Genomic DNA, 19159 nt, shown 5'->3' on the forward strand with positions numbered 1-19159 from the left:
TCCCGTGACCCCGAGCCGGACCCGACCATGAGCCAAGCCCTAGCGATTGCCGAATCACGCCTGCTGCTGCCCGCGGGCCTCGACGGCGGCGGCCTGGACCGCGCCTTCGGAACCCTTCTGGGCCCGGGCATAGATTTCGGCGACATCTATTTCCAGCACGCGCGACGCGAGAGCTGGACGGTCGAGGACGGCATCGTCAAGGACGGTGCGCATTCGATCGAACAGGGCGTGGGCGTGCGCGCGATCAGCGGCGAGAAGACCGGCTTCGCCTATGCCGACGACATCAACGCCGAATCGCTGCTGTCGGCGGCGGGCTCGGCGCGGGCGATTGCCCACAGCGGCGCCGAGCAGCGCGTGCAGGCACTGGTTCCGGCCGGCGCGCGTGCGCTGTATGCGCCCGAGGACCCTGTCGACGGCATGGCCAATGACGCCAAGGTCGAGGCCCTGCGCCGGGTCGACCGCCTGCTGCGCGCCGCCGACCCGCGGGTGAAGCAGGTGATGGTGAGCCTGTCGGGCGGCGTGGACACCATTTTCGTGGCGCGCTCGGACGGCGTGATGGCTGGCGACGTGCGGCCACTCGTGCGGCTCAACGTGCAGGTGATCGTGGAGCAGGGTGGCCGCCGCGAAAGCGGCTACGCCGGCTACGGCGGGCGCTATTCCTACGCCGAGCTGCTGGGCGACGGGCAGCCGGAGAAGTTCGCGCGCGAGGCGCTGCGCCAGGCGCTGGTGAACCTGGAGGCGATCGACGCGCCCGCAGGCGTGATGCCGGTGGTGCTCGGTTCGGGCTGGCCCGGCGTGCTGCTGCACGAAGCCGTCGGCCATGGCCTGGAAGGCGACTTCAACCGCAAGGGAACCAGCACCTATGCCGGGCGCATGGGCCAGCGCGTGGCGGCACCGGGCGTGACCATCGTCGACGACGGGACGCTCGACAAGCGCCGTGGATCGCTCAACGTCGATGACGAAGGCACGCCCACGCAGTGCACGACCCTGATCGAGGACGGCGTGCTGGTCGGCTACATGCAGGACACGCTCAACGCGCGGCTGATGGGCGTGGCGCCGACCGGAAACGGCCGCCGCGAATCCTTCGCGCACCTGGTGATGCCGCGCATGACCAATACCTACATGCTGGCGGGGAAGGATGATCCGGCCGACATGATCCGCTCGGTGAAGAAGGGCCTGTACGCGGTCAATTTCGGCGGTGGCCAGGTCGACATCACCAGCGGCAAATACGTGTTCTCGGCCACCGAGGCCTATCTGATCGAGGACGGCAGGGTGACGGCGCCGGTGAAGGGCGCGACGCTGATCGGCAGCGGGCCGGAGACAATGCAGAAGGTGCGCATGGTCGGCCACGACATGGCGCTTGACGACGGCGTCGGCATCTGCGGCAAGGACGGCCAGAGCGTTCCGGTCGGCGTCGGCCAGCCCTCGTTGCTGATCGACGGCATCACCGTCGGCGGCACCAGGGCCTGATGCCCGCCACGCCAATGGGTCAGTCGGTGGCGGTGGCGTCGGCGTCGTCCGCGCCAGCGGCTTCGGCCTGGCTGTCTAGCAGTGCGCGGATTTCGCGGTACAGCTCGCGGAAGGCGCGCGGCGGCTTGGTCGCCTTGCGCTCGGCCAGTGCGTTGCGCACCAGTTGCCGCAGGCGCTGGCTGTCGGCGCCGGGGAATTCGTCGATGAGCGCCGCCAGTGCGGCATCGCCTTCGTCGCCAAGCAGCCGCTCGCGCCATTCCTCGGCGCGGTGCAGGCGCGCGGTATCCAGGCGCGCGGCCTCGCCGCCGACGTCGAGCGCGTCATGCAGCGCGTCCAGCGCCTTGTCGTCTTCGCGGCGCAGTTGCTTGGCCAGGAAGGCGATCTCGCGCTTGCGCGCGATGTGCGAGCTGATGCGCCGCGCCTGCGCGATATGCGGCAGCATGTGCTCGCCCAGCGGCAGCTTCGCCAGCTTGCCCGGGTCCAGGTCGACCAGTTGTTTGGCCAGTTCCAGCACGTCCAGCGCCTCGCGGCGCTGCGCGCTGCGGCTGGGGCCGAGGAATTCGCCGCTGTCTTCGTCCTTGCCGCGCATGTCGTTCCAGCCGCCCGTTGAACCGTTTCAAGAAACCCAAGGATAAGGCATTGACCACCGCGATCACCGACGCCAGCCCCATGAACGACGACAGCCGCGAGCGCCTGGCGCGGCTGGAGGCCATCGCCGGGCAGCTGCTCGACCGCTGCCGCGATGCCGGAGCGACCCAGGCCGAGGTCTCTTCAAGCGAGGACCGCGGCCTCAACGTCAACGTGCGCATGGGCGAAGTGGAATCGGTGGAATCCACCCGTGACCGCGGCATCGCGGTCACCGTGTACTTCGGCAAGCGCAAGGGCAGCGCCAGCACCGCCGACCTGCGCGAAGAGAGCCTGGCGGCGACCGTCGAACAGGCCTGTGCCATCGCGCGCCACACCGAAGACGACGCCGCCGCCGGCCTGGCCGACGCTGCGCTGATGGCGCGCGACTTGCGCGACTTCGATGCCTGGCATCCGTGGGACATCGATGCGCAGGGCGCGGTCGCGCTGGCGCTGGCGGCCGAGCAGGCCGGTCGCGACGCCGATGCCAGGATCACCAACTCCGACGGCGCCGGCGTCGGCAGCGGTACTTCGCTGAGCGTGTACGCGAACTCGCACGGGTTCATCGGTGCCGAGCGCGGCAGCCACCACAGCGTGTCCTGCGCCTTGATCGCCGGTCGCGGTGAAGACATGCAGCGCGACGGCTGGTACAGCTACGCCCTGGCCGCGGACGACCTCGAACCCGCGGCCGCCATCGGCCGCGCAGCGGCGCAGCGCACGCTCGCACGCCTGGCCCCGGCGCCGTTGCCCACCGGCCGCTACCCGGTGCTGTTTTCGGCCGAAGTCGCACGTTCGCTGGTCGGCCACCTGCTGGGCGCGGTGTCCGGCGGTGCGCTGTACCGCGGTGCCAGCTTCCTGGTCGATGCGGCCGGCACGCAGCTGTTCCCGGACTGGTTCGCGATCCGCGAGCGCCCCTTCCTGGCGCGCGGCCTGCGCTCCGCCTCTTTCGATGCCGAAGGCGTGGCCACGCGTGAATCGGCCCTGGTCGACGCCGGCGTGCTGCAGCGCTACGTGCTCGGCAGCTACTCCGCGCGCCGGCTTGGCCTGGAGACCACCGCCAACGCCGGCGGCGTGCACAACCTCGAGGTCGCGGCGAACGCCGGCGGCTTCGACGAGCTGGTCCGCGGCATGGGCCGCGGCCTGGTGGTCACCAGCCTGATGGGGCAGGGCGTGAACACCATCACCGGCGACTATTCGCGCGGGGCGTCAGGCTTCCTGGTCGAGGACGGAGCCATCGTGCGTCCGGTCGACGGCATCACCGTGGCCGGCAACCTGCGCGACATGTTCACGGCGATCGAAGCGGTGGGCAGCGACGTCGATCCGCGCTCGCACATCCGCACCGGCTCGATCCTGGTCGGCGGGATGACGGTCGCGGGCAGCGACTGAAGCCGCGGCGTCATCGCAGCCGGGCCTGGCCCATCAGTTGGGTTGCCTGCGCACGCCGCGACCCCATCATTGCCTCGGGCCGGACTGTTTCCGGCTGGAGCCGGACCAATGGGTAATCCACTTCCTCTCGTCACCAGCACGCCGTCGGAGCGCCAGTGGGCCGCATTGGCGCATCTGGCTGCGCTGGTCCTGGCCCTGTGCACGGGCTGGATCGCAGGCGCGGCCGGCATGCTTGGTGCGGGCGCGATCTACCTGTTCAAGCGCGGCGAGTCGGAGTTCGTTGCCACCCATGCCCGCGAAGCGCTGAACTTCAACCTGAGCATGTTCATCTATGCCTGCGTCGCCACGGCGATCGGCATCGTGCTGGTCGGCGCCACCGTGCTGACCCTGGGCCTGGGTGCGATCGTGACCCTGCCCGCGGGACTGCTGCTCCTGCTGGCCTACTGCGCGATCGCGATCATGTGGCTGGTCTGCAGCGTGATCGCGATCGTCCGCGCATGGAACGGGCAGGCCTATCGCTACCCGTTGACGCTGCGCCTGCTCTGACCCCTGCCGACGCTCAGCGCCGGCCGCCGCGTTCGGCACCCCGGTCCAGCCGGTCCATGCGCTCGTCGAGCGGCGGGTGGGTGCGGTAAAGCTGGGCCAGGCGCGCCGGACGGCTGCCGAACGAAGCCATCTTCTGCAGTACCGAGTAGAACGCCAGCGGATCGAAACCGGCGCGTTGCAGATAGACCCCGGCCGCCGTGTCGGCACGATACTCGGCCTCACGGTCGAGATCGGTCAGCAGCACCGCGGCACCGTGCCGGTCGACGTAGTCCTTCACATGGGCCGCGGCGCCGGGCGCGCTGACCTGCGACAGCGCTACGTCCTTCCCGGCCTCGCGCACCTGCTGCCTGCGGATCACATCGAAGTGATCGCGCTGGACCACGTGCCCGAGCTCATGGGCGATCACCGCGGCCACCTCGGCATCGTCGGCAAGCAGCCCGTACAGGCCACGGGTCAGCAGGATGTATCCGCCGGGTGCCGCGTAGGCGTTGATCTCGCCGTCGTCGATGATGCCGAACGTCCAGGGCAGGCCGGGGCGCGATGTCTGCGAGGCCACCCAGCGCCCGATCAGGTTGACGCGGCGCTGCGCGGCATCGTCGTTCCACAGCGGTGCCGCGCCGAGCACGCGAGCGCTGACGGCGGGGCCGAAGGCCCGCTCTTCTTCGGCGATTTCCTGGTTGGACTTGCCGATCGCACGGTCCGCGATGCGGCTGCTCGCGGAGTCGCTGATCATGCCGCCACCGAGCTTGGACAGCAGGCCGCGCGCGGCCTTGAGGCTGCTGCGCTTGTCGGCCTGCGTGGCCTGGGTTCCGGAGACATCGAGTTCCTGCGCTTCACCCGGCAGGGGCACGCTGCGCGCCTGCCAGCCCTGCGCGCGTGCGTGCGCCGCGGCGGTGCCGGCATCGATGCGATGGGCCTCCAGCCGCGCCAGGCCGGCGGCGTCGTGGCGGCCAGCGGCCAGGACGCTGGCATCGATGCCGCGCACGGTCGCGGTTTCGGTGACGCGACCCTTGCCCGCCGTGCCCTGGAACAGCGCGCGCCGTCCGTCTTCATCGGACTCCTGGCCGGCCTGGGCCACGCGCACCTCGTTGATGCGGACATAGCCGCTGCGCCCGCCATCGAGCGCCAGCCGGTACCAGAGGCCCTGTTGCGCGCTGATCGCGACCGGTGCGTCGCGGCCCAGGGTGGTGATGGCCGGTGATTCGAAGTCGGGTGCCGCGCGCACTTCGACCGAGTGCTTGTGCACCACGGCGGGAAGATCCGCGGCGTGCGCGGGTACAGCCAGGCAGGCGGCCGCCGCGAACGCCAGCAGGCCCAGGCTCAGGGATCGGATGTTGTTTCGCATGGAGTTCCCTCCTCGGGCAACGGGTTTGGATGGATCCAGGTGTTGTGTTTCGCCAACGGCCAATGCGGGAGGCGGTCCAGGTCCTGGCCAAGCAGCGCGCGCAAGCGCAGCCGCCGGTCGCGAACGCCCTGGATGCCATGGGCCTTGCGGTCCTCGATCGTCGTCGTGGCGGCGCAGGCCATCACCCGCCCGATGCCGTCCCCGTCCAGGCGTTCGCCGCCAGCATTGAGCAGGGCGTGGAGCGCATCGAGGTCGGCCTGCGCCATCGCGCGCGCGGCGGCTTCGCCCTCAGCAGCCCAGGCCAGCAGGACCAGGTCGTCGAGCAGCGCCTGCATCCAGTGCTTGCGCTCGATCACGCCTTCGATCATCACGATGCGATCGCTGGAATGGACCAGCCTGCGCAGCCTGCGCCGGTATTCCCGGCGCGCGCGCTTGGCGCGCTGCGGCGACAGCGAGGGATCGGCTTCGAAGCGCAGGCGCGCAAGCAGCAGCCAGGGGCGCGCGGTGGGGTCGTATTCGCGCAGGTAGTCGGAGTTGCCGGTGGCGCGTCCGCGCTGCACCGCCGCGTAGCCCCGGCACAGTCCGAAGCACAGTGCGCCGAACGCGAGGCTGGCGAAAATGTCGATGAACCAGCCGAACAGCGTCAAGCCGACGAAGGCGACGGCAAGCAGCACCAGGTTGAGGGCGACGAACACCGGGTCGACGTCCTGGTGCGGTTCGCCGCGCCAGAAGACGAAGCAGGACAGCAGGACCAGGATCGCGGCCAGGGCGTATTTCAGCCAGCCGGGCGGCATCCGGATCCAGCTGCCGGTGAGCAGGGCCTCGGCGGCTTCGGCAAGGATCTCGACCCCGGGCATCGCCATGTCCACCGGCGTTGGCTTGCTGTCGTTGATCCCGGCGGCGGTGTGCCCGACCAGCGCGACCGCATCGCGCAGCGGTGGCAGCCCGCTGCCGCAGACCGGGACGCCTTCGATCAGGTCCGCGGCGCTGGCATAAGGCAGGCGCGAGCGCTCGCGCCAGTTGATGCGCAGTGCGCCGCCGCGTGCGGCCACGGCATCGGCGGTATCCGCGCCCGCGGCCTGTGACACGCGCAGCGCCATGGCCGGGATCGCCCAATCTCCGGCGGATTCGTACAGGCGGACGTCGCGCAGCACGCCATCCCTGCCGCGCTCTATGTTGACCAGCCCGGAATGCCGCGTCATGGCGGCACCATAGGGCTGGATCAGTGCGACGCCCGGTCCGGGCGTGGCGGCATCGGCAACGCGCCGCACCGCGCCTGGTGCTTCGGCGGCGGGCAGCGTCGCCAGGGAGTCGAAATCCGGGTGCATGCGGCTGGCCGCGAAGACGAACCTGCCGTCGCCGGCCGCGGCCATGGCTTCAAGCATGGCGTCGCCCACGGGGTCGGCGGGAGCGCGGTCGGCGTACAGCACGTCGATTCCGACTGCGCGAACGCCCGCGCGGTCCAGCGCATCCAGCAGGTCGGCATGGCGCTCGCGGCTCCAGGGCCAGCCGCCTTCGCCGCGGGCGCGGTAGTAGTCGATCGAGCAGTCGTCGATTTCGACCACCACGGTGCGCCCGCTGGGCACCGGCTCGATCGGCCGCCAGCCGATGATCTGGTCGAACACCGCGTCTTCCGCGGCGTCGAGCGCGCGCGCGTGCTGCATGTCCCAGCCCAGCCAGCCCAGCATCAGCACGGCCAGCAGGGGATAGAAGGCGAAGCGCAGCCGCTGCGAAATCCACGCCAGGGGTCGCCGGTAGCCACGTTCCACCACCGCCCACGCATCCATGAAGCTGATGCCGGCGCTCGCCATCATGCTGTCGATGGCAGCGCGCACCCTATGTCCGAACGACCCTCTCACCCCTGTCGCTGCGCCTCTTGCACCGGTTCAGGGGGTATACGACAAACGCGGGAGAAACCCGCCAGTGATCAGTACGAGCGGTGGATCGCCAGCGTGGCCAGTGCGGCCAGTGGCGCGGCGCGAGGGCCGATCGGCGCGAGCGCGGCGTCCATGACCGCGGCCAGCTCCGCGAGCCGCGCGCGTGATGCCGTGGCGCCGATCAGGGCGGGGAAGGTCGCCTTGTCCTGCGCCGCGTCCTTGCCGGCGGTCTTGCCGAGCACGGCGCTTTCGCCCTCGACGTCGAGCAGGTCATCACGGATCTGGAAGGCCAGGCCGAGGGCGCCGGCAAAGGCGTCCAGGTGCTGGCGCCGGTCGTCGCCGGCGTCGGCCGCGATCGCGCCCATGCGCAGCGCGGCGCGGATCAGGGCACCGGTCTTGAGCGCATGCAGGCGCTCGAGGGCCTCGAGGCTGGACGCGGAGCCAGTGCCGGTCGCTGCCAGGTCCAGGGCCTGGCCACCGCACATGCCGGCTGCGCCGGCGGCCTGCGCAAGTTCGCGCAGCATCGCCACGCGGGCGGCGTCGCCGACATCGGGATGGGCGCCGGCAAGCACGGCGAAGGCCAGCGACTGTAGGGCGTCGCCGGCCAGGATCGCGGTGGCTTCGCCATACGCGACGTGCACGGTGGGCTGGCCGCGGCGCAGGGCGTCGTCGTCCATCGCAGGCAGGTCGTCGTGGACCAGGGAATAAGCGTGGACCAGTTCGATGGCCGCCGCGGGCGCATCAAGCGCGGACTCCGCTGCGCCGAATGCGGTGCCGGCGGCGTAGACCAGCAGCGGGCGCATGCGCTTGCCACCGAGCAGCACGGCGTGGCGCATGGCTTCGCCCAGGCGCTGTTCGGCCGCGGGATGATCGGCGAGGGCGGCTTCGAGCACGCCGTCGATGCGCTGCCGCCAGTCCTCGAGCCGTGCCGCGGTGGCGCCCGCGGCGTTGGCGTCAGGCATCGTCGCCGCTGGCCGGGAATGCCGTGGCCGAGTCCGGCTGCTGGGGATCGGTGAGCAGGCGTACGCGCAGCTCGGCCGCTTCCAGCGCCTGCTGGCAGCGACGGTACAGGCCGACGCCGCGTTCGTAGGCGGCGAGCGAGTCTTCCAGGCTCATTTCGCCGCGCTCCATCTTTTCGACCAGCTGCTCGAGCGAGTCGAGCGAGACTTCGAAGTCGGCGACGGGGGACGTGGCGTTGGCGGGTTCGGGCGTGCTTGGCATGGGTGCCAGTTTACGCCAAGTCCCGCCAGCGCAGCCTGGCACCGCGCAGCTGCAGCCAGTCATGCAGCGCAGCGTCGAGGAACCGGTTGCCGGCGGCGAGCAGGCGACCGTCGGCAGCGGACAGGAGCGGCATGCGGGCGCGCTGCCACGGCGGAATCCCCGCGTCCTGGAGCAGGTGCTTGAGCGCGTGCGAGTGCATGCGGCCCGGCAGGCGGATGCGTTCGCCGCCGCGGCGGGCATGGGCGTGCAGCGGCTCCCCGAAGGCATCGGCGCCTTCAAGCGCGAGGCTTCCGCCCCCGGGCAGGGGCAGCGGCGCGCGACCGTCCCAGTCCTGAATCCAGTCCGCCCGGAGCGGCGCCAGGGCCTGCAGCGGCAGGGCGTGGAGCCGGCCGCGCCATGCGCGCAGGCATGAGTCCGCCCAGCGGTACATGGCGGCGCTGTCGCTACCGGCGTCAAGCAGGCCGGTGATGCCGGTGATGGCCGATGCCGGCAGCGGCGGCAGGCCAAGGTCTGCGACCCAGGCGCGGAGCAGGCGTGCGCGCTGCGCGGATGGCAGCGTCTTCAGCGGGCCGATCGGCAGGGTCCGGTCGTCGCGATTCCGGTCACCCCCGCGGTCGTCGTCGCCGGCCGCGGCGTCGCGCCCGTCGCTGTCGGTCGGTGTGGCCATCAGGCCGTCCAGCGCGGCGGCATCATGCACGGCGAGCAGGTCCGCCGCCTCGGCGCTCAGCGCGGCGCTGCGCGCCAGCGCCGCATCGGCGCTCGGCCAGCGCTGGCGCAGCAGCGGCAGCACGGTCCGGCGGAGAAGCGTCCGGTCGTGCATCGGGTCGGCGTTGGCCGGATCTTCGATCCAGGCCAGGTCGCGGCCACGCGCCCAGGCTTCCAGGCGTGCGCGTGGCAGGCGCAGCAGCGGGCGCCACATCCATCCGGCGGCGAAGCGGCGCCAGGGACGCATCGCCGCCAGTCCATCGGGGCCGGAGGCGCGCAGGGCGCGCAGCAGGAAGGTTTCGGCCTGGTCGTCCTGGTGGTGGGCGAGCGCGAGCACCTCGTCCTTGCCGAGGGCTGCGGCGAAGGCCGCGTGTCGCGCCGCGCGCGCCGCGCCTTCGAGGCCCAGGCCGCTGTCCCGTTCCACCGCGACCCGCTGCACCGCCAGGGGCACGTCCAGGGCGGCGCAGGTCGCGATGCAGTGGGCGGCCCAGGCATCGGCATCGGGATGCAGGCCGTGATGTACATGGAGTGCGCGCAGGCCGCGCGCGCGGATCACGGGCAGCGCCGCAAGCCGGTGCAGGAGCACGCTGGAATCGAGCCCGCCGCTCAGGGCGACGGTGATCGCTGTGCCGTTGCCGGTGTCGTGGTCCGGGACCGTGAACACATGCTCCGGGAGCAGGCTTTCCGGTAGCGGGCCATCGGGCAGGTCGTGGTTCATCGGGTGCGCCGCGGCACGCGACGGACAGGCCGCCGCGTGCCGCGCCGTTTCACTCGGTTTCGACGCGGATGCCGCCGATGAAACCGGCCGCCAGGTTGTAGATGAGCGCCTGGATCGCGCCGCCGACGAAGCCGAAGATGCCGTACATGATCGGCAGGACGATGATCCCCATGAATCCGCCGACCGCGGCGAAGATACCGCCACCGTCACCCATCAGGCTGCCGAACAGGCTGCTGAACAGGAACATGATGACGCCTGCGAGCAGGCCAAAGGCCGCCGCGATGATGCCGGTGATCTTCGCCGCTGACAGCACGTCGATACGCTTGATGATCATTCATTTTCTCCCCTTGCCGGCGGATTGCCGGCAGGGGAAGTCTATGCGATCAGGCGTGGCAGGCCAGGCGCTCAGGCGGCTTCGTAGGCGCCATAGCCGCGCAGGCGCCGGTAGCGCTTTTCCAGCAGGGCGTCGACGGGCAGGCCTTCCAATGCGTCGATTTCGTTGACCAGCACCGCCTTCAGGCGAAGCGCCATCTGCCGGGGATTGCGGTGCGCGCCGCCGATCGGCTCGCGCACCATCTTGTCGACCAGGCCCAGGCCCAGCAGGCGCTTGGCGGTGAGGCCCAGCTGCTCGGCCGCGTCCTTGGCCTTGGCCGCGTCCTTCCACAGGATCGAGGCGCAGCCCTCGGGCGAGATCACCGAATAGGTGCTGTATTCCAGCATCACCGTGCGGTCGCCGACGCCGATCGCCAGCGCGCCGCCGGAGCCGCCTTCGCCGATCACGGTGCACACGATCGGCGTGCGCAGCTCGGCCATCTCCATCAAGTTGCGGGCGATGGCCTCCGACTGGCCGCGCTCCTCGGCGCCGATGCCGGGATAGGCGCCGGGGGTGTCGATGAAGGTCAGCAGCGGCAGCTTGAAGCGCTCGGCCATCTTCATCAGGCGCAACGCCTTGCGATAGCCCTCGGGCCGCGGCATGCCGAAGTTGCGGCGCACCTTGGCCTTGGTGTCGCGGCCCTTCTGGTGGCCGATGATCATCACGCTGCGGCCGTTGATGCGGCCGATGCCGCCGACGATGGCGGCGTCGTCGGAGTAGGCGCGGTCGCCGGCGAGCTCATGGAACTCGTCGCAGACGTAGCGGATGTAGTCGTTGGTGTAGGGCCGCGCGGGGTGGCGCGCAAGCTGCGACACCTGCCAGGGACTCAGGTCGCGGAAGATCTGCGCGGTGCGCAGGCGCAGCTTGTTCTGCAGGGTGCGGAGCTCGGCATCGATGTTGACGCCGGGGCCGGAACTGGCCTGGCGCAGATCCTGGATCCTGGCTTCCAGGTCCGCGATGGGCTGTTCGAAATCTAGGTAGTTGGGATTCATCGGCGGCTGCGGTCGTGAAAGGGGCCAGTCTAGCGGAGTCGCTCCCGGGAGGCCGGGAAGCATGCTTTTGTGGGAGCGGGAACTCCAACTGCGTTGATGCTTGCAAGTGCTCAGCTGGCCCAGGGGCGGGTACCCATGGCGACGTGCACGGCGCGCACGCCGGGTTCCACGCGCAGCTGGCCCAGGAGGTCCGGTTCGACGCGCACCGAGCCGGCGCCGTCGATGTCGAGGCTGCCGGCGGCACCGGTCGCCAGCAGCAGGTCCAGGCGCAGCGGCGTGGTCCCCGGGCGGTGGCTGGCCAGCAGCGTGTCGATGCGGTCGAGGACGCCCATGGACTTCAGGTCCAGGCGCAGTGACAGGCGCTGTGCGGACTGCCTGCAGACCTCGTGGAAATCCCAGGCCCGGCGCGCGCGCAGCGAGAAGCCGCCGCTGAACTCGTCCTCGCGCAGGCCGCCTTCGACGATCACGATGCGGTTGCCGCCCAGCAGCGATGCGTACTCCACCCAGGCTTCCGAGAAGAACGCGCACTCGATGCGGCCACGGCCGTCTTCAAGCTGGACGAAAGCCTGGCTTTCGCCGCGCTTGCGGATGCCCATGACCTGGCCGGCGACGATGGCCGTGACCTCCTGCCGCCAGCCGCCACGGCCGCCTTCGCCATTGCCGTTGCCGCCCTTGCGCATGCTGCTGCCCGACTCCCAGAGCTGGTCGAGCTGGCCGAGGTCGGCGCCCACCAGGGTCTTGAGTTCGCTGCGCCATGGATCCAGCGGATGGCCGCTGAGGTAGTGGCCGAGGGTGTCGCGTTCGCCGGCGAGCTTCTGTGCCAGCGGCCATTCGGCGACCTCGGGCAGGGTGATCTGCGCCGCGGCGGCCGCGGGCTCGGCGAAGCCTCCGAACAGCGAGGCCTGGCCGGCCTCGCGCTCGCGCGCCAGCTGGTCGGTGGCCTTGAGCACTTCGGGTAGCTGCAGCATCAGCGAAGCACGGTTGAGCCCGAGCGCATCCAGCGCGCCCGCGTTCACCAGCGCCTCGAGCGTGCGCCGGTTCAGGCGCGCGGATTCGATCCGGCGGCAGAAATCCATCAGGTTGGCGTACGGGCCATCGCGCTCGCGCTCGGCGGCGATCGCCTCGCAGGCGCCCTGGCCCACGCCCTTCACCGCGCCCAGGCCGTAGCGCAGGGTGCGCGCGTCCATGGCTTCGAACATGTAGCCCGAATGGTTCGCGTCCGGAAGCAGTACTTCGAGCCCGAGCGCGCGCGCCTCGGCGAGGAAGCCGACGACCTTCTCGGTGCTGTCCATGTCGCTCGACAGCACCGCGGCCATGAACTCGGCCGGATAATGGGTTTTCAGCCACGCGGTCTGGTACGACACCAGCGCATAGGCGGCGGCGTGCGACTTGTTGAAGCCGTAGCCTGCGAATTTCTCGAGCAGGTCGAAGATGGGCCCGGCCACCTTGGGCGCGATGCCGTGGGTTTCCAGCGCACCGGCCTCGAACTTGGCGCGTTCGCGCGCCATTTCCTCGACCTTCTTCTTGCCCATCGCCCGGCGCAGCAGGTCGGCGCCGCCCAGCGAATAGCCGCCCAGGATCTGCGCGGTCTGCATCACCTGTTCCTGGTACACCACCACGCCGTAGGTCGGCGCCAGCACCGGCTCCAGCAGCGCGTGCGGATACTGGACCTCGGCGCGCCCGTGCTTGCGCTCGATGAAGTCGGGGATCAGGTCCATCGGCCCCGGGCGGTACAGCGACACCAGGGCGATCAGGTCGTCGAAGCGGTCGGGCTTCGCGCGCTTGAGCAGCTCGCGCATGCCGCGCGATTCGAACTGGAACACCGCCACGGTGTCGCCGCGCGCGAACAGCTCGTAGGTCCTTGCGTCGTCGAGCGGCAGCTTGGTGATGTCGACCAGCGCCGGGGCGTCTCCGCCCGCCGTGGCCTGTCCGGCCAGGCGCTTGTTGATCGCCTTCACCGCCCAGTCGATGATCGTCAGCGTACGCAGGCCCAGGAAGTCGAACTTCACCAGGCCCACGGCTTCGACGTCGTCCTTGTCGAACTGGGTCACCGGGTTGCGGCCGCCGCCGTCGCCGTCGTGTTCGGCGAACAGCGGGCAGAAGTCGGACAGCGGCGAGGGCGCGATCACCACGCCGCCGGCGTGCTTGCCGGCGTTGCGGGTCAGGTTCTCGAGCTGCAGCGCAAGGTCGATCAGGTCGCGGACATCATCCTCGTCCCGGTAGCGCGCGATCAGCTCGTCGGAGCGCCAGGCGTCGTCCTTGCGTCCCTTCTCGGTGAGGCCCAGCGCGTCCTGCAGCGACACGCCCAAGGTCATCGGCACCAGCTTGGCGATGCTGTCGACCAGCCCGAAGGGATAGCCCAGCGCACGCCCGGCATCGCGCACGACGGCCTTCGCGGCCATGGTGCCGTAGGTGATGATCTGGCTGACGCGGTCGCGGCCGTACTTGGCGGCGACGTAGTCGATCACCTCGTCGCGCCGGTCCATGCAGAAGTCGATGTCGAAGTCGGGCATCGACACGCGTTCGGGGTTGAGGAAGCGTTCGAACAGCAGGTCGTAGGGCAGGGGGTCGAGGTCGGTGATCTCCAGCGCCCAGGCCACCAGCGAACCGGCGCCGGAACCACGGCCGGGGCCGACGGGAATGCCCTGTTCCTTGGCCCAGCGGATGAAGTCCGAGACGATCAGGAAGTAGCCCGGGAAGCCCATCCGGATGATGACGTCGAGCTCGGTCTCCAGGCGCGCGTCATAGCTGGCGCGGTCGTGGCCAGCGGCCAGCGGCGCGTGCTCAAGCCTGCGCGCAAGGCCGGCGCGGGCCTCGCTGCGGATCCAGGAGTCGAGCGTGTGCTCGCTGGGCACCGGGAACGCGGGCAGGTGGTAGGTGCCCAGCCGGAGTTCGAGGTTGCAGCGCTGCGCCAGCGCCACCGTGTTGGCCAGCGCGTCGGGCACGTCGGCGAACAGCGCCGCCATCTCGTCATCGGACTTCAGGTACTGCTCGGCGGTGTAGTCGCGCGGCCGGCGCGGATCGTCCAGCACGCGCCCCGACGAGATGCAGACCCGCGCTTCGTGGGCGTCGAAGCCCTCGCGGTCGATGAAGCGCACCTCGTTGCCGGCCACCACCGGCACCGAGCACAGCGAGGACGCCTGCAGCGCGAAGTCGTTGAATGCCGCCTCGTCGGCGAAGCCGCAGCGCGCCAGGGCCAGGTGCAGGCCGTCGTCGAACACGCCGCGCCAGTCCTTCACCCAGGCCTCGGCCTGGTCCGGCCGGCCGGCGGCGACCAGGCGACCGGCTGGCGACTGGCGCCCGGCGAGGGCGAACAGGCCGCCGTGCACCTCGCGCAGCCATTCCGGACGGACCACCACGCCGTCGTGGCGCTGGCCCTCCATCCAGGCGCGCGTGAGCAGCCGCGACAGCGACAGGTAGCCCTCGTGGTCGCGGCAGAGCAGGGTGAGCGTCGCCGGCGCCTCGTTGCCTTCGGCGATGCTGATGTCGGCACCGGCGATCGGCTTGATGCCGGCGCCCTCGGCCGCACGGAAGAACTTCACCAGCGAAAACAGGTTGTTGCGGTCGGTCACCGCCACCGATGGCTGGCCCAGGGCCACGCAGCGCTTGACGAGCTCCGGGATGCGGATCGTCGAGTCGGCGAGGGAATACTCGCTGTGGAGCGTCAGATGGACGAAGCGTCGGGACATCGTGGGGCCGGAGTTGCAGCCAAGCAGGTTAGGTCCCAGCCACCGCGCGGACAAGGCTTGACAGCCCTGCCCGCGCGGTCCGGCGTTCCAGGACGGAGCTGCCCGACTCAGCGCGGCTCGAACAGATCGGGTACGCCGGCCGCGTGCACCGGCGCGAAGCTCCTGCGGTGCTGGGGGCAGGGCCCGTGCGTGCGCAGCGCGGTGAGGTGGGCGGGCGTGCCATAGCCCTTGTGTTCGTGGAATCCGTAGGCGGGATAGTGCCCGTGCAGCTCGTGCATGGCGCGATCGCGGGTGACCTTGGCCAGGATGGATGCGGCCATGATGCTGCGATCGCGCGCATCACCGCCCACCCAGGCTTCGGCCGCGCAGGGCAGGCCGGCGGGGATCGCGTTGCCGTCGATGCGCGCCATGCCGGCCACGTGCGCCACGGCTTCCATTGCCAGGCGCATGCCGAGCATGGTGGCGTGGTAGATGTTGATGCGGTCGATGTCCTCGACGCCGATCGCGACCACGTGCCAGGCCAGGGCGCGGTCGATGATGCGTTCGTAGAGCTCGTCGCGGCGCGTGGACTTCAGCGCCTTGGAATCGTCCAGGCCGTTGATGCGCGGGCGCGCCGGGTCGAAGACGACGGCCGCGACCACGACCGGCCCGGCCAGCGGGCCGCGGCCGGCCTCGTCGATGCCGGCCACCAGGTCGGACACCGCGGTCGCGCCCGGTGGTCCCGGCTGCGCGCGGACCCCCGCCAGCGCAGGCCGCTGCCTCATGGCGCGGCGCCGGCGTCTGCGGCGAGATGCCGTGGGTCGAGCAGCTCGACCACGGCCGCGGCCGCTTCGCGCGAGGCGTCGCGGCGAAGCAGGATGTGCAGCTCGCGGTAGCGCGGCTCGAGCGCCTCGATCGCGGCGGGATCGGAGAACCAGGCAAGCACAGCTTCGGACAGTTGCAGCGGCGTGCAGTCGTCCTGCATCAGCTCGGGCGCGATGGTTTCGCCGGCAAGCACGTTGGGCAGGGCGTAGCGGTCCACCTTGAGCATGCCCAGGCCCTTGACGATGGCGTGGGTGGTGGGCGAGATGCGATAGCCCACGACCATGGGGCGCTTGGCGAGCATCGCCTCCAGCGTCGCCGTGCCCGAGGCCAGCAGCACGACGTCGGCGGCGACCATGGCGGCGCGTGCGGAGCCGTCCAGCAGGCGCACCGCAGTCGCGTCCGCGGCCGGCAGCATCGCCGCCAGCGCTTCGCGGCAGGCTGCGTTGGCGGCGGGCACCAGCACCTGCAGGCCCGGGATGCGTTCGGCCACCAGCGCCGCGGCCTGCAGGAAGGCGGGACCCAGGCGCTCGATCTCGCCCAGGCGCGAGCCGGGAAGCACCGCCAGCACGGGCGCGTCCTGGTCCACGTCGAGCGCTGCGCGGGCTGCGCGGCGGTCGGGATTGAGCGGCATGGCATCGGCCATCGGATGACCGACGAAGCGCGCGTCGACGCCGTGGCGGGCGTAGATCGGCGGCTCCATCGGGAACAGGCAGAGCACGCGGTCGGCGCTGCGCCCGATCTTCGCCGCGCGGCCCTGGCGCCAGGCCCAGACCGAGGGGCTGACGTAGTGCACGGTGCATACGCCGCGCGCCTTGAGCTGGCGTTCGAGGCCGAGGTTGAAGTCGGGCGCGTCGATGCCGATGAAGGCGTCGGGCTTCCAGTCGAGGATGCGGCGGCGCAGGCCGCGGCGCAGGCGCAGCAGCCGTGGCAGGTGCGAGAGCACTTCCGCCAGGCCCATCACCGCCAGCTCCCCGGCGTCGTGCCAGGTATCCATGCCGGCGGCGCGCATCGCGTCGCCGCCGATCCCGGCGAACTCGGCATCGGGAAAGCGCTCGCGCAGGCGTTCGACCAGCCCGGCGCCGAGCAGGTCGCCGGACGCTTCGCCGGCGACCAGCGCGAAGCGCGGCCCGCCGCCGGTCACCGCAGCAACGGCCGTTCGCCGCCGTCGATGAAGTCGAGCATCAGCCGCACGTCGTCGCTGCCCGATGCCAGCTCCGCGAGCTTGCCGCGGGCGTCATCCAGCGTTTCGCCCGACATGTAGACGGCGCGGTAGGCGCGGCGGATGGCCGCGATCCGGTCCTGGTCGAAGCCGCGGCGCTTCAGGCCTTCGGCGTTGATCCCGCGCGGCCGGCCGTAGCCCTCCTGCGCGACCATCAGGAAGGGCGGTACGTCGCCGTTGACGAAGGCCCCCATGCCGATGAAGGCGTGGTCGCCGATGCGGCAGAACTGGTGGATGCCGGCGAACCCGCTCAGGATCACGTGGTCACCGACCACGACGTGCCCGGCCAGCGTCGCGTTGTTGGAGAAGATGCAGTGGTCGCCGACGATGCAGTCGTGCGCCACGTGGGTATAGGCCAGCAGCCAGTTGTCGCTGCCGATGCGGGTGATCCCGCCGCCGTCGCCGGTGCCGCGGTTGATGGTGGTGAACTCGCGGATGACGTTGCGGTCGCCGATCTCGAGCCCGACGCGCTCGCCGCGGTACTTCTTGTCCTGCGGCTCGCCGCCGATCGCGGCGTGGCCATGGATGCGGTTGTCGCGGCCGATGCGGGTCGGCCCTTCCACGCTGCAGTGCGGACCGACCTGCGTGCCCGCGCCGATCTCGACGCCGGCGCCGACGATCGTGAACGGCCCGATCGTGACGCCCTCGCCGATCACGGCGGACGGGTCGACGACCGCACTGGCGTGGATCGACGCCGCGGCCATGTCAGGCATCGACCTCGGCACAGAGGATGTCGGCGCTGGCCACCTTTTCGCCATCGACGGTCGCGACGCCGCAGTACAGGGTCATGTTGCGGATCTCGCGCTTGATCGTGACCTCGATGTCGAGGCGGTCACCCGGCACGACCATGCGCGCGAAGCGTGCGTTGTCGACCTTGACCAGGTAGGACAGGCGGCCGACGTGGCTGGCGCCGCCGCGCGCGATCTGGGTCAGCAAGCCGCCGGCCTGCGCCATGGCCTCGATCACCAGCACGCCCGGCATCACCGGCCGATCGGGGAAGTGGCCCTGGAAATAGCTTTCGTTCGCGGTCACGTTCTTGTACGCAAGCACGCGCTTGCCGTCCTCGAAGGCCACCACGCGGTCGATCAGCAGGAACGGGTACCGGTGCGGGAGCATCTCGCGGATGCCCTCCACGCCGATGGGAAAGCTCAGGGTGCCCGCCGTCATGTCTTCTCCTTTTCCAGCGCCTGCACCTGGCGGGCGAGCGCGTCGAGTTGCTTGAACCGCGCCGCGCTCTTGCGCCAGCTGCGGTTGTCCATGATCGGCGTGCCCGACGAGTATTCGCCGGGCACGTCGATCGAATGCGTGACCAGGGCCATCGAGGTGACCACGACCCGGTCGCAGATGGTGAGGTGGCCGAGGATGCCCGCGCCGCCGCCGATCAGGCAGTAACGCCCGATGACGGCGCTGCCGGCCACGGCGGAACATCCGGCCATGGCCGTGTGCGCGCCGATGCGGACGTTGTGTCCAATCTGGATCTGGTTGTCCAGGCGGACGTCCTCTTCGAGCACGGTGTCCTCGATGGCGCCGCGGTCGATGGTGGTGTTGGCACCGATCTCGCAGTCGTCGCCGACCAGCACGCCGCCCTGCTGCGGGACCTTGATCCAGCGCCCGGCATCCATCGCCAGGCCGAAGCCGTCGGCGCCCAGGACCGCGCCGGGGTGGACCAGCACGCGTTCGCCCAGGCGCACGCGGCGCACCAGGGTGGCGCGCGCCACCAGCCGGCTGCCGGCGCCGACCACGCAGTCATCGCCGATGACGCAGCCCGGGCCGATGATCGCGCCGGCGCCGATGCGCGAACGCGCGCCGATGCAGGCGAGCGGACCGATCTCGGCCGATGGGTCGACCTCGGCCGAAGCGTCCACCACCGCGGAGGCATGCACGCCGGCGTTGGCACGCGGCGCCGGATCGAACAGTGCCGCGATCTTCGCGAACGCCACGTATGGATCGCGCGCGACCAGCACGGTCCGGTCAAGTCCTTCGGCGTCGCCTTCGCGGACCACCACCACGCCCGCGTCCGAGCCGGCCAGCTGGCCGCGGTAGCGCGGATTGGCCAGGAAGGACAGCTGCCGCGGGCCTGCGCCGGACAGCGTCGCGACCGAGTCGACCGCCACCCCGCCGTCACCGCACAGGACAAGGCCGAAGCGCTCGGCCAGTGCCGCCGCCGTTTGCGTGGTCGCTGCCATCATT

The 19159-nt window shown here is 70.9% G+C and carries 17 protein-coding genes; 3 read left to right on the plus strand and 14 right to left on the minus strand.

Annotation, left to right across the window (positions count from 1 at the left end; genetic code table 11):
- Positions 1-27 precede the first annotated feature (27 nt).
- Positions 28-1470: a metalloprotease TldD gene (tldD, locus tag ACW7G5_RS05255; RefSeq protein ID WP_457002413.1), complete on the plus strand. Its 1443-nt coding sequence runs from the start codon at positions 28-30 to the stop codon at positions 1468-1470.
- Between the two features lie 19 nt (positions 1471-1489).
- On the opposite strand, the gene yjgA is transcribed toward tldD, so the two are convergent.
- Positions 1490-2059, minus strand: coding sequence for a ribosome biogenesis factor YjgA (gene yjgA / locus ACW7G5_RS05260; RefSeq protein WP_457002415.1), 570 nt, complete (start codon positions 2057-2059; stop codon positions 1490-1492).
- Positions 2060-2139: 80 nt separating this feature from the next.
- On the opposite strand from yjgA, the gene pmbA reads away from it, so the two are divergent.
- Both pmbA and ACW7G5_RS05270 read left to right on the plus strand, forming a co-directional pair.
- The gene (gene pmbA, locus ACW7G5_RS05265) at positions 2140-3480 is read left to right on the plus strand and encodes a metalloprotease PmbA (protein WP_457002885.1); all 1341 of its coding nucleotides are present in this window, start codon (positions 2140-2142) and stop codon (positions 3478-3480) included.
- Positions 3481-3588: 108 nt separating this feature from the next.
- Complete coding sequence (locus ACW7G5_RS05270) at positions 3589-4026, plus strand: DUF4870 domain-containing protein (RefSeq protein WP_457002417.1); 438 nt, start codon at positions 3589-3591, stop codon at positions 4024-4026.
- Between the two features lie 13 nt (positions 4027-4039).
- Here ACW7G5_RS05270 and ACW7G5_RS05275 read toward each other — a convergent pair whose 3' ends face one another.
- The 13 genes from ACW7G5_RS05275 to lpxD all read right to left on the minus strand — a co-directional run bounded on the left by ACW7G5_RS05275 (position 4040) and on the right by lpxD (position 19155).
- The gene (locus tag ACW7G5_RS05275; protein ID WP_457002418.1) at positions 4040-5371 is read right to left on the minus strand and encodes a M48 family metalloprotease; all 1332 of its coding nucleotides are present in this window, start codon (positions 5369-5371) and stop codon (positions 4040-4042) included.
- A complete protein-coding gene (locus tag ACW7G5_RS05280) occupies positions 5347-7206 on the minus strand; it encodes a CHASE2 domain-containing protein (RefSeq protein WP_457002420.1) in 1860 nt (619 codons plus the stop codon). Before ACW7G5_RS05280 ends, ACW7G5_RS05275 begins: the two co-directional genes overlap by 25 nt.
- Before the next feature lie 92 nt (positions 7207-7298).
- Positions 7299-8210, minus strand: coding sequence for a polyprenyl synthetase family protein (locus ACW7G5_RS05285; RefSeq protein WP_457002421.1), 912 nt, complete (start codon positions 8208-8210; stop codon positions 7299-7301).
- Entirely contained in the window at positions 8203-8469 is a 267-nt protein-coding gene (locus ACW7G5_RS05290; protein ID WP_457002423.1) for an exodeoxyribonuclease VII small subunit, read from the minus strand. The genes ACW7G5_RS05285 and ACW7G5_RS05290 overlap by 8 nt, the downstream gene beginning before the upstream one ends.
- 10 nt (positions 8470-8479) lie before the next feature.
- Positions 8480-9892, minus strand: a complete 1413-nt coding sequence (gene tilS, locus ACW7G5_RS05295; RefSeq protein WP_457002425.1) for a tRNA lysidine(34) synthetase TilS — start codon at positions 9890-9892, stop codon at positions 8480-8482.
- Positions 9893-9941: 49 nt separating this feature from the next.
- The gene (locus ACW7G5_RS05300; RefSeq protein ID WP_457002427.1) at positions 9942-10226 is read right to left on the minus strand and encodes a hypothetical protein; all 285 of its coding nucleotides are present in this window, start codon (positions 10224-10226) and stop codon (positions 9942-9944) included.
- Between the two features lie 71 nt (positions 10227-10297).
- The gene (locus ACW7G5_RS05305; RefSeq protein WP_457002428.1) at positions 10298-11257 is read right to left on the minus strand and encodes an acetyl-CoA carboxylase carboxyltransferase subunit alpha; all 960 of its coding nucleotides are present in this window, start codon (positions 11255-11257) and stop codon (positions 10298-10300) included.
- Positions 11258-11367: 110 nt separating this feature from the next.
- The gene (dnaE, locus tag ACW7G5_RS05310) at positions 11368-14946 is read right to left on the minus strand and encodes a DNA polymerase III subunit alpha (protein WP_457002430.1); all 3579 of its coding nucleotides are present in this window, start codon (positions 14944-14946) and stop codon (positions 11368-11370) included.
- Between the two features lie 107 nt (positions 14947-15053).
- The gene (locus ACW7G5_RS05315; RefSeq protein ID WP_457002432.1) at positions 15054-15710 is read right to left on the minus strand and encodes a ribonuclease HII; all 657 of its coding nucleotides are present in this window, start codon (positions 15708-15710) and stop codon (positions 15054-15056) included.
- Complete coding sequence (gene lpxB / locus ACW7G5_RS05320) at positions 15707-16891, minus strand: lipid-A-disaccharide synthase (RefSeq protein ID WP_457002434.1); 1185 nt, start codon at positions 16889-16891, stop codon at positions 15707-15709. The genes ACW7G5_RS05315 and lpxB overlap by 4 nt, the downstream gene beginning before the upstream one ends.
- The gene (gene lpxA / locus ACW7G5_RS05325) at positions 16888-17673 is read right to left on the minus strand and encodes an acyl-ACP--UDP-N-acetylglucosamine O-acyltransferase (protein ID WP_457002887.1); all 786 of its coding nucleotides are present in this window, start codon (positions 17671-17673) and stop codon (positions 16888-16890) included. Before lpxA ends, lpxB begins: the two co-directional genes overlap by 4 nt.
- A 1-nt stretch (position 17674) precedes the next feature.
- A complete protein-coding gene (gene fabZ, locus ACW7G5_RS05330; protein WP_457002436.1) occupies positions 17675-18136 on the minus strand; it encodes a 3-hydroxyacyl-ACP dehydratase FabZ in 462 nt (153 codons plus the stop codon).
- On the minus strand, positions 18133-19155 hold the full coding sequence (lpxD, locus tag ACW7G5_RS05335; protein WP_457002437.1) for a UDP-3-O-(3-hydroxymyristoyl)glucosamine N-acyltransferase: 1023 nt from the start codon (positions 19153-19155) through the stop codon (positions 18133-18135). The genes fabZ and lpxD overlap by 4 nt, the downstream gene beginning before the upstream one ends.
- Positions 19156-19159: the final 4 nt, after the last annotated feature.

Source organism: Luteimonas sp. A501, from assembly GCF_054052085.1.

Excerpts from the sequence above, each read along its gene's own strand:
- yjgA (WP_457002415.1), bottom strand. The coding sequence starts at position 2,059 with ATGCGCGGCAAGGACGAAGACAGCGGCGAATTCCTCGGCCCCAGCCGC.
- fabZ (WP_457002436.1), bottom strand. The coding sequence starts at position 18,136 with ATGACGGCGGGCACCCTGAGCTTTCCCATCGGCGTGGAGGGCATCCGC.
- ACW7G5_RS05270 (WP_457002417.1), top strand. The coding sequence starts at position 3,589 with ATGGGTAATCCACTTCCTCTCGTCACCAGCACGCCGTCGGAGCGCCAG.
- ACW7G5_RS05315 (WP_457002432.1), bottom strand. The coding sequence starts at position 15,710 with ATGAGGCAGCGGCCTGCGCTGGCGGGGGTCCGCGCGCAGCCGGGACCA.
- lpxD (WP_457002437.1), bottom strand. The coding sequence starts at position 19,155 with ATGGCAGCGACCACGCAAACGGCGGCGGCACTGGCCGAGCGCTTCGGC.
- pmbA (WP_457002885.1), top strand. The coding sequence starts at position 2,140 with ATGAACGACGACAGCCGCGAGCGCCTGGCGCGGCTGGAGGCCATCGCC.
- ACW7G5_RS05290 (WP_457002423.1), bottom strand. The coding sequence starts at position 8,469 with ATGCCAAGCACGCCCGAACCCGCCAACGCCACGTCCCCCGTCGCCGAC.
- ACW7G5_RS05305 (WP_457002428.1), bottom strand. The coding sequence starts at position 11,257 with ATGAATCCCAACTACCTAGATTTCGAACAGCCCATCGCGGACCTGGAA.
- lpxA (WP_457002887.1), bottom strand. The coding sequence starts at position 17,673 with ATGGCCGCGGCGTCGATCCACGCCAGTGCGGTCGTCGACCCGTCCGCC.
- ACW7G5_RS05285 (WP_457002421.1), bottom strand. The coding sequence starts at position 8,210 with ATGCCTGACGCCAACGCCGCGGGCGCCACCGCGGCACGGCTCGAGGAC.
- tilS (WP_457002425.1), bottom strand. The coding sequence starts at position 9,892 with ATGAACCACGACCTGCCCGATGGCCCGCTACCGGAAAGCCTGCTCCCG.
- ACW7G5_RS05300 (WP_457002427.1), bottom strand. The coding sequence starts at position 10,226 with ATGATCATCAAGCGTATCGACGTGCTGTCAGCGGCGAAGATCACCGGC.
- dnaE (WP_457002430.1), bottom strand. The coding sequence starts at position 14,946 with ATGTCCCGACGCTTCGTCCATCTGACGCTCCACAGCGAGTATTCCCTC.
- tldD (WP_457002413.1), top strand. The coding sequence starts at position 28 with ATGAGCCAAGCCCTAGCGATTGCCGAATCACGCCTGCTGCTGCCCGCG.
- ACW7G5_RS05275 (WP_457002418.1), bottom strand. The coding sequence starts at position 5,371 with ATGCGAAACAACATCCGATCCCTGAGCCTGGGCCTGCTGGCGTTCGCG.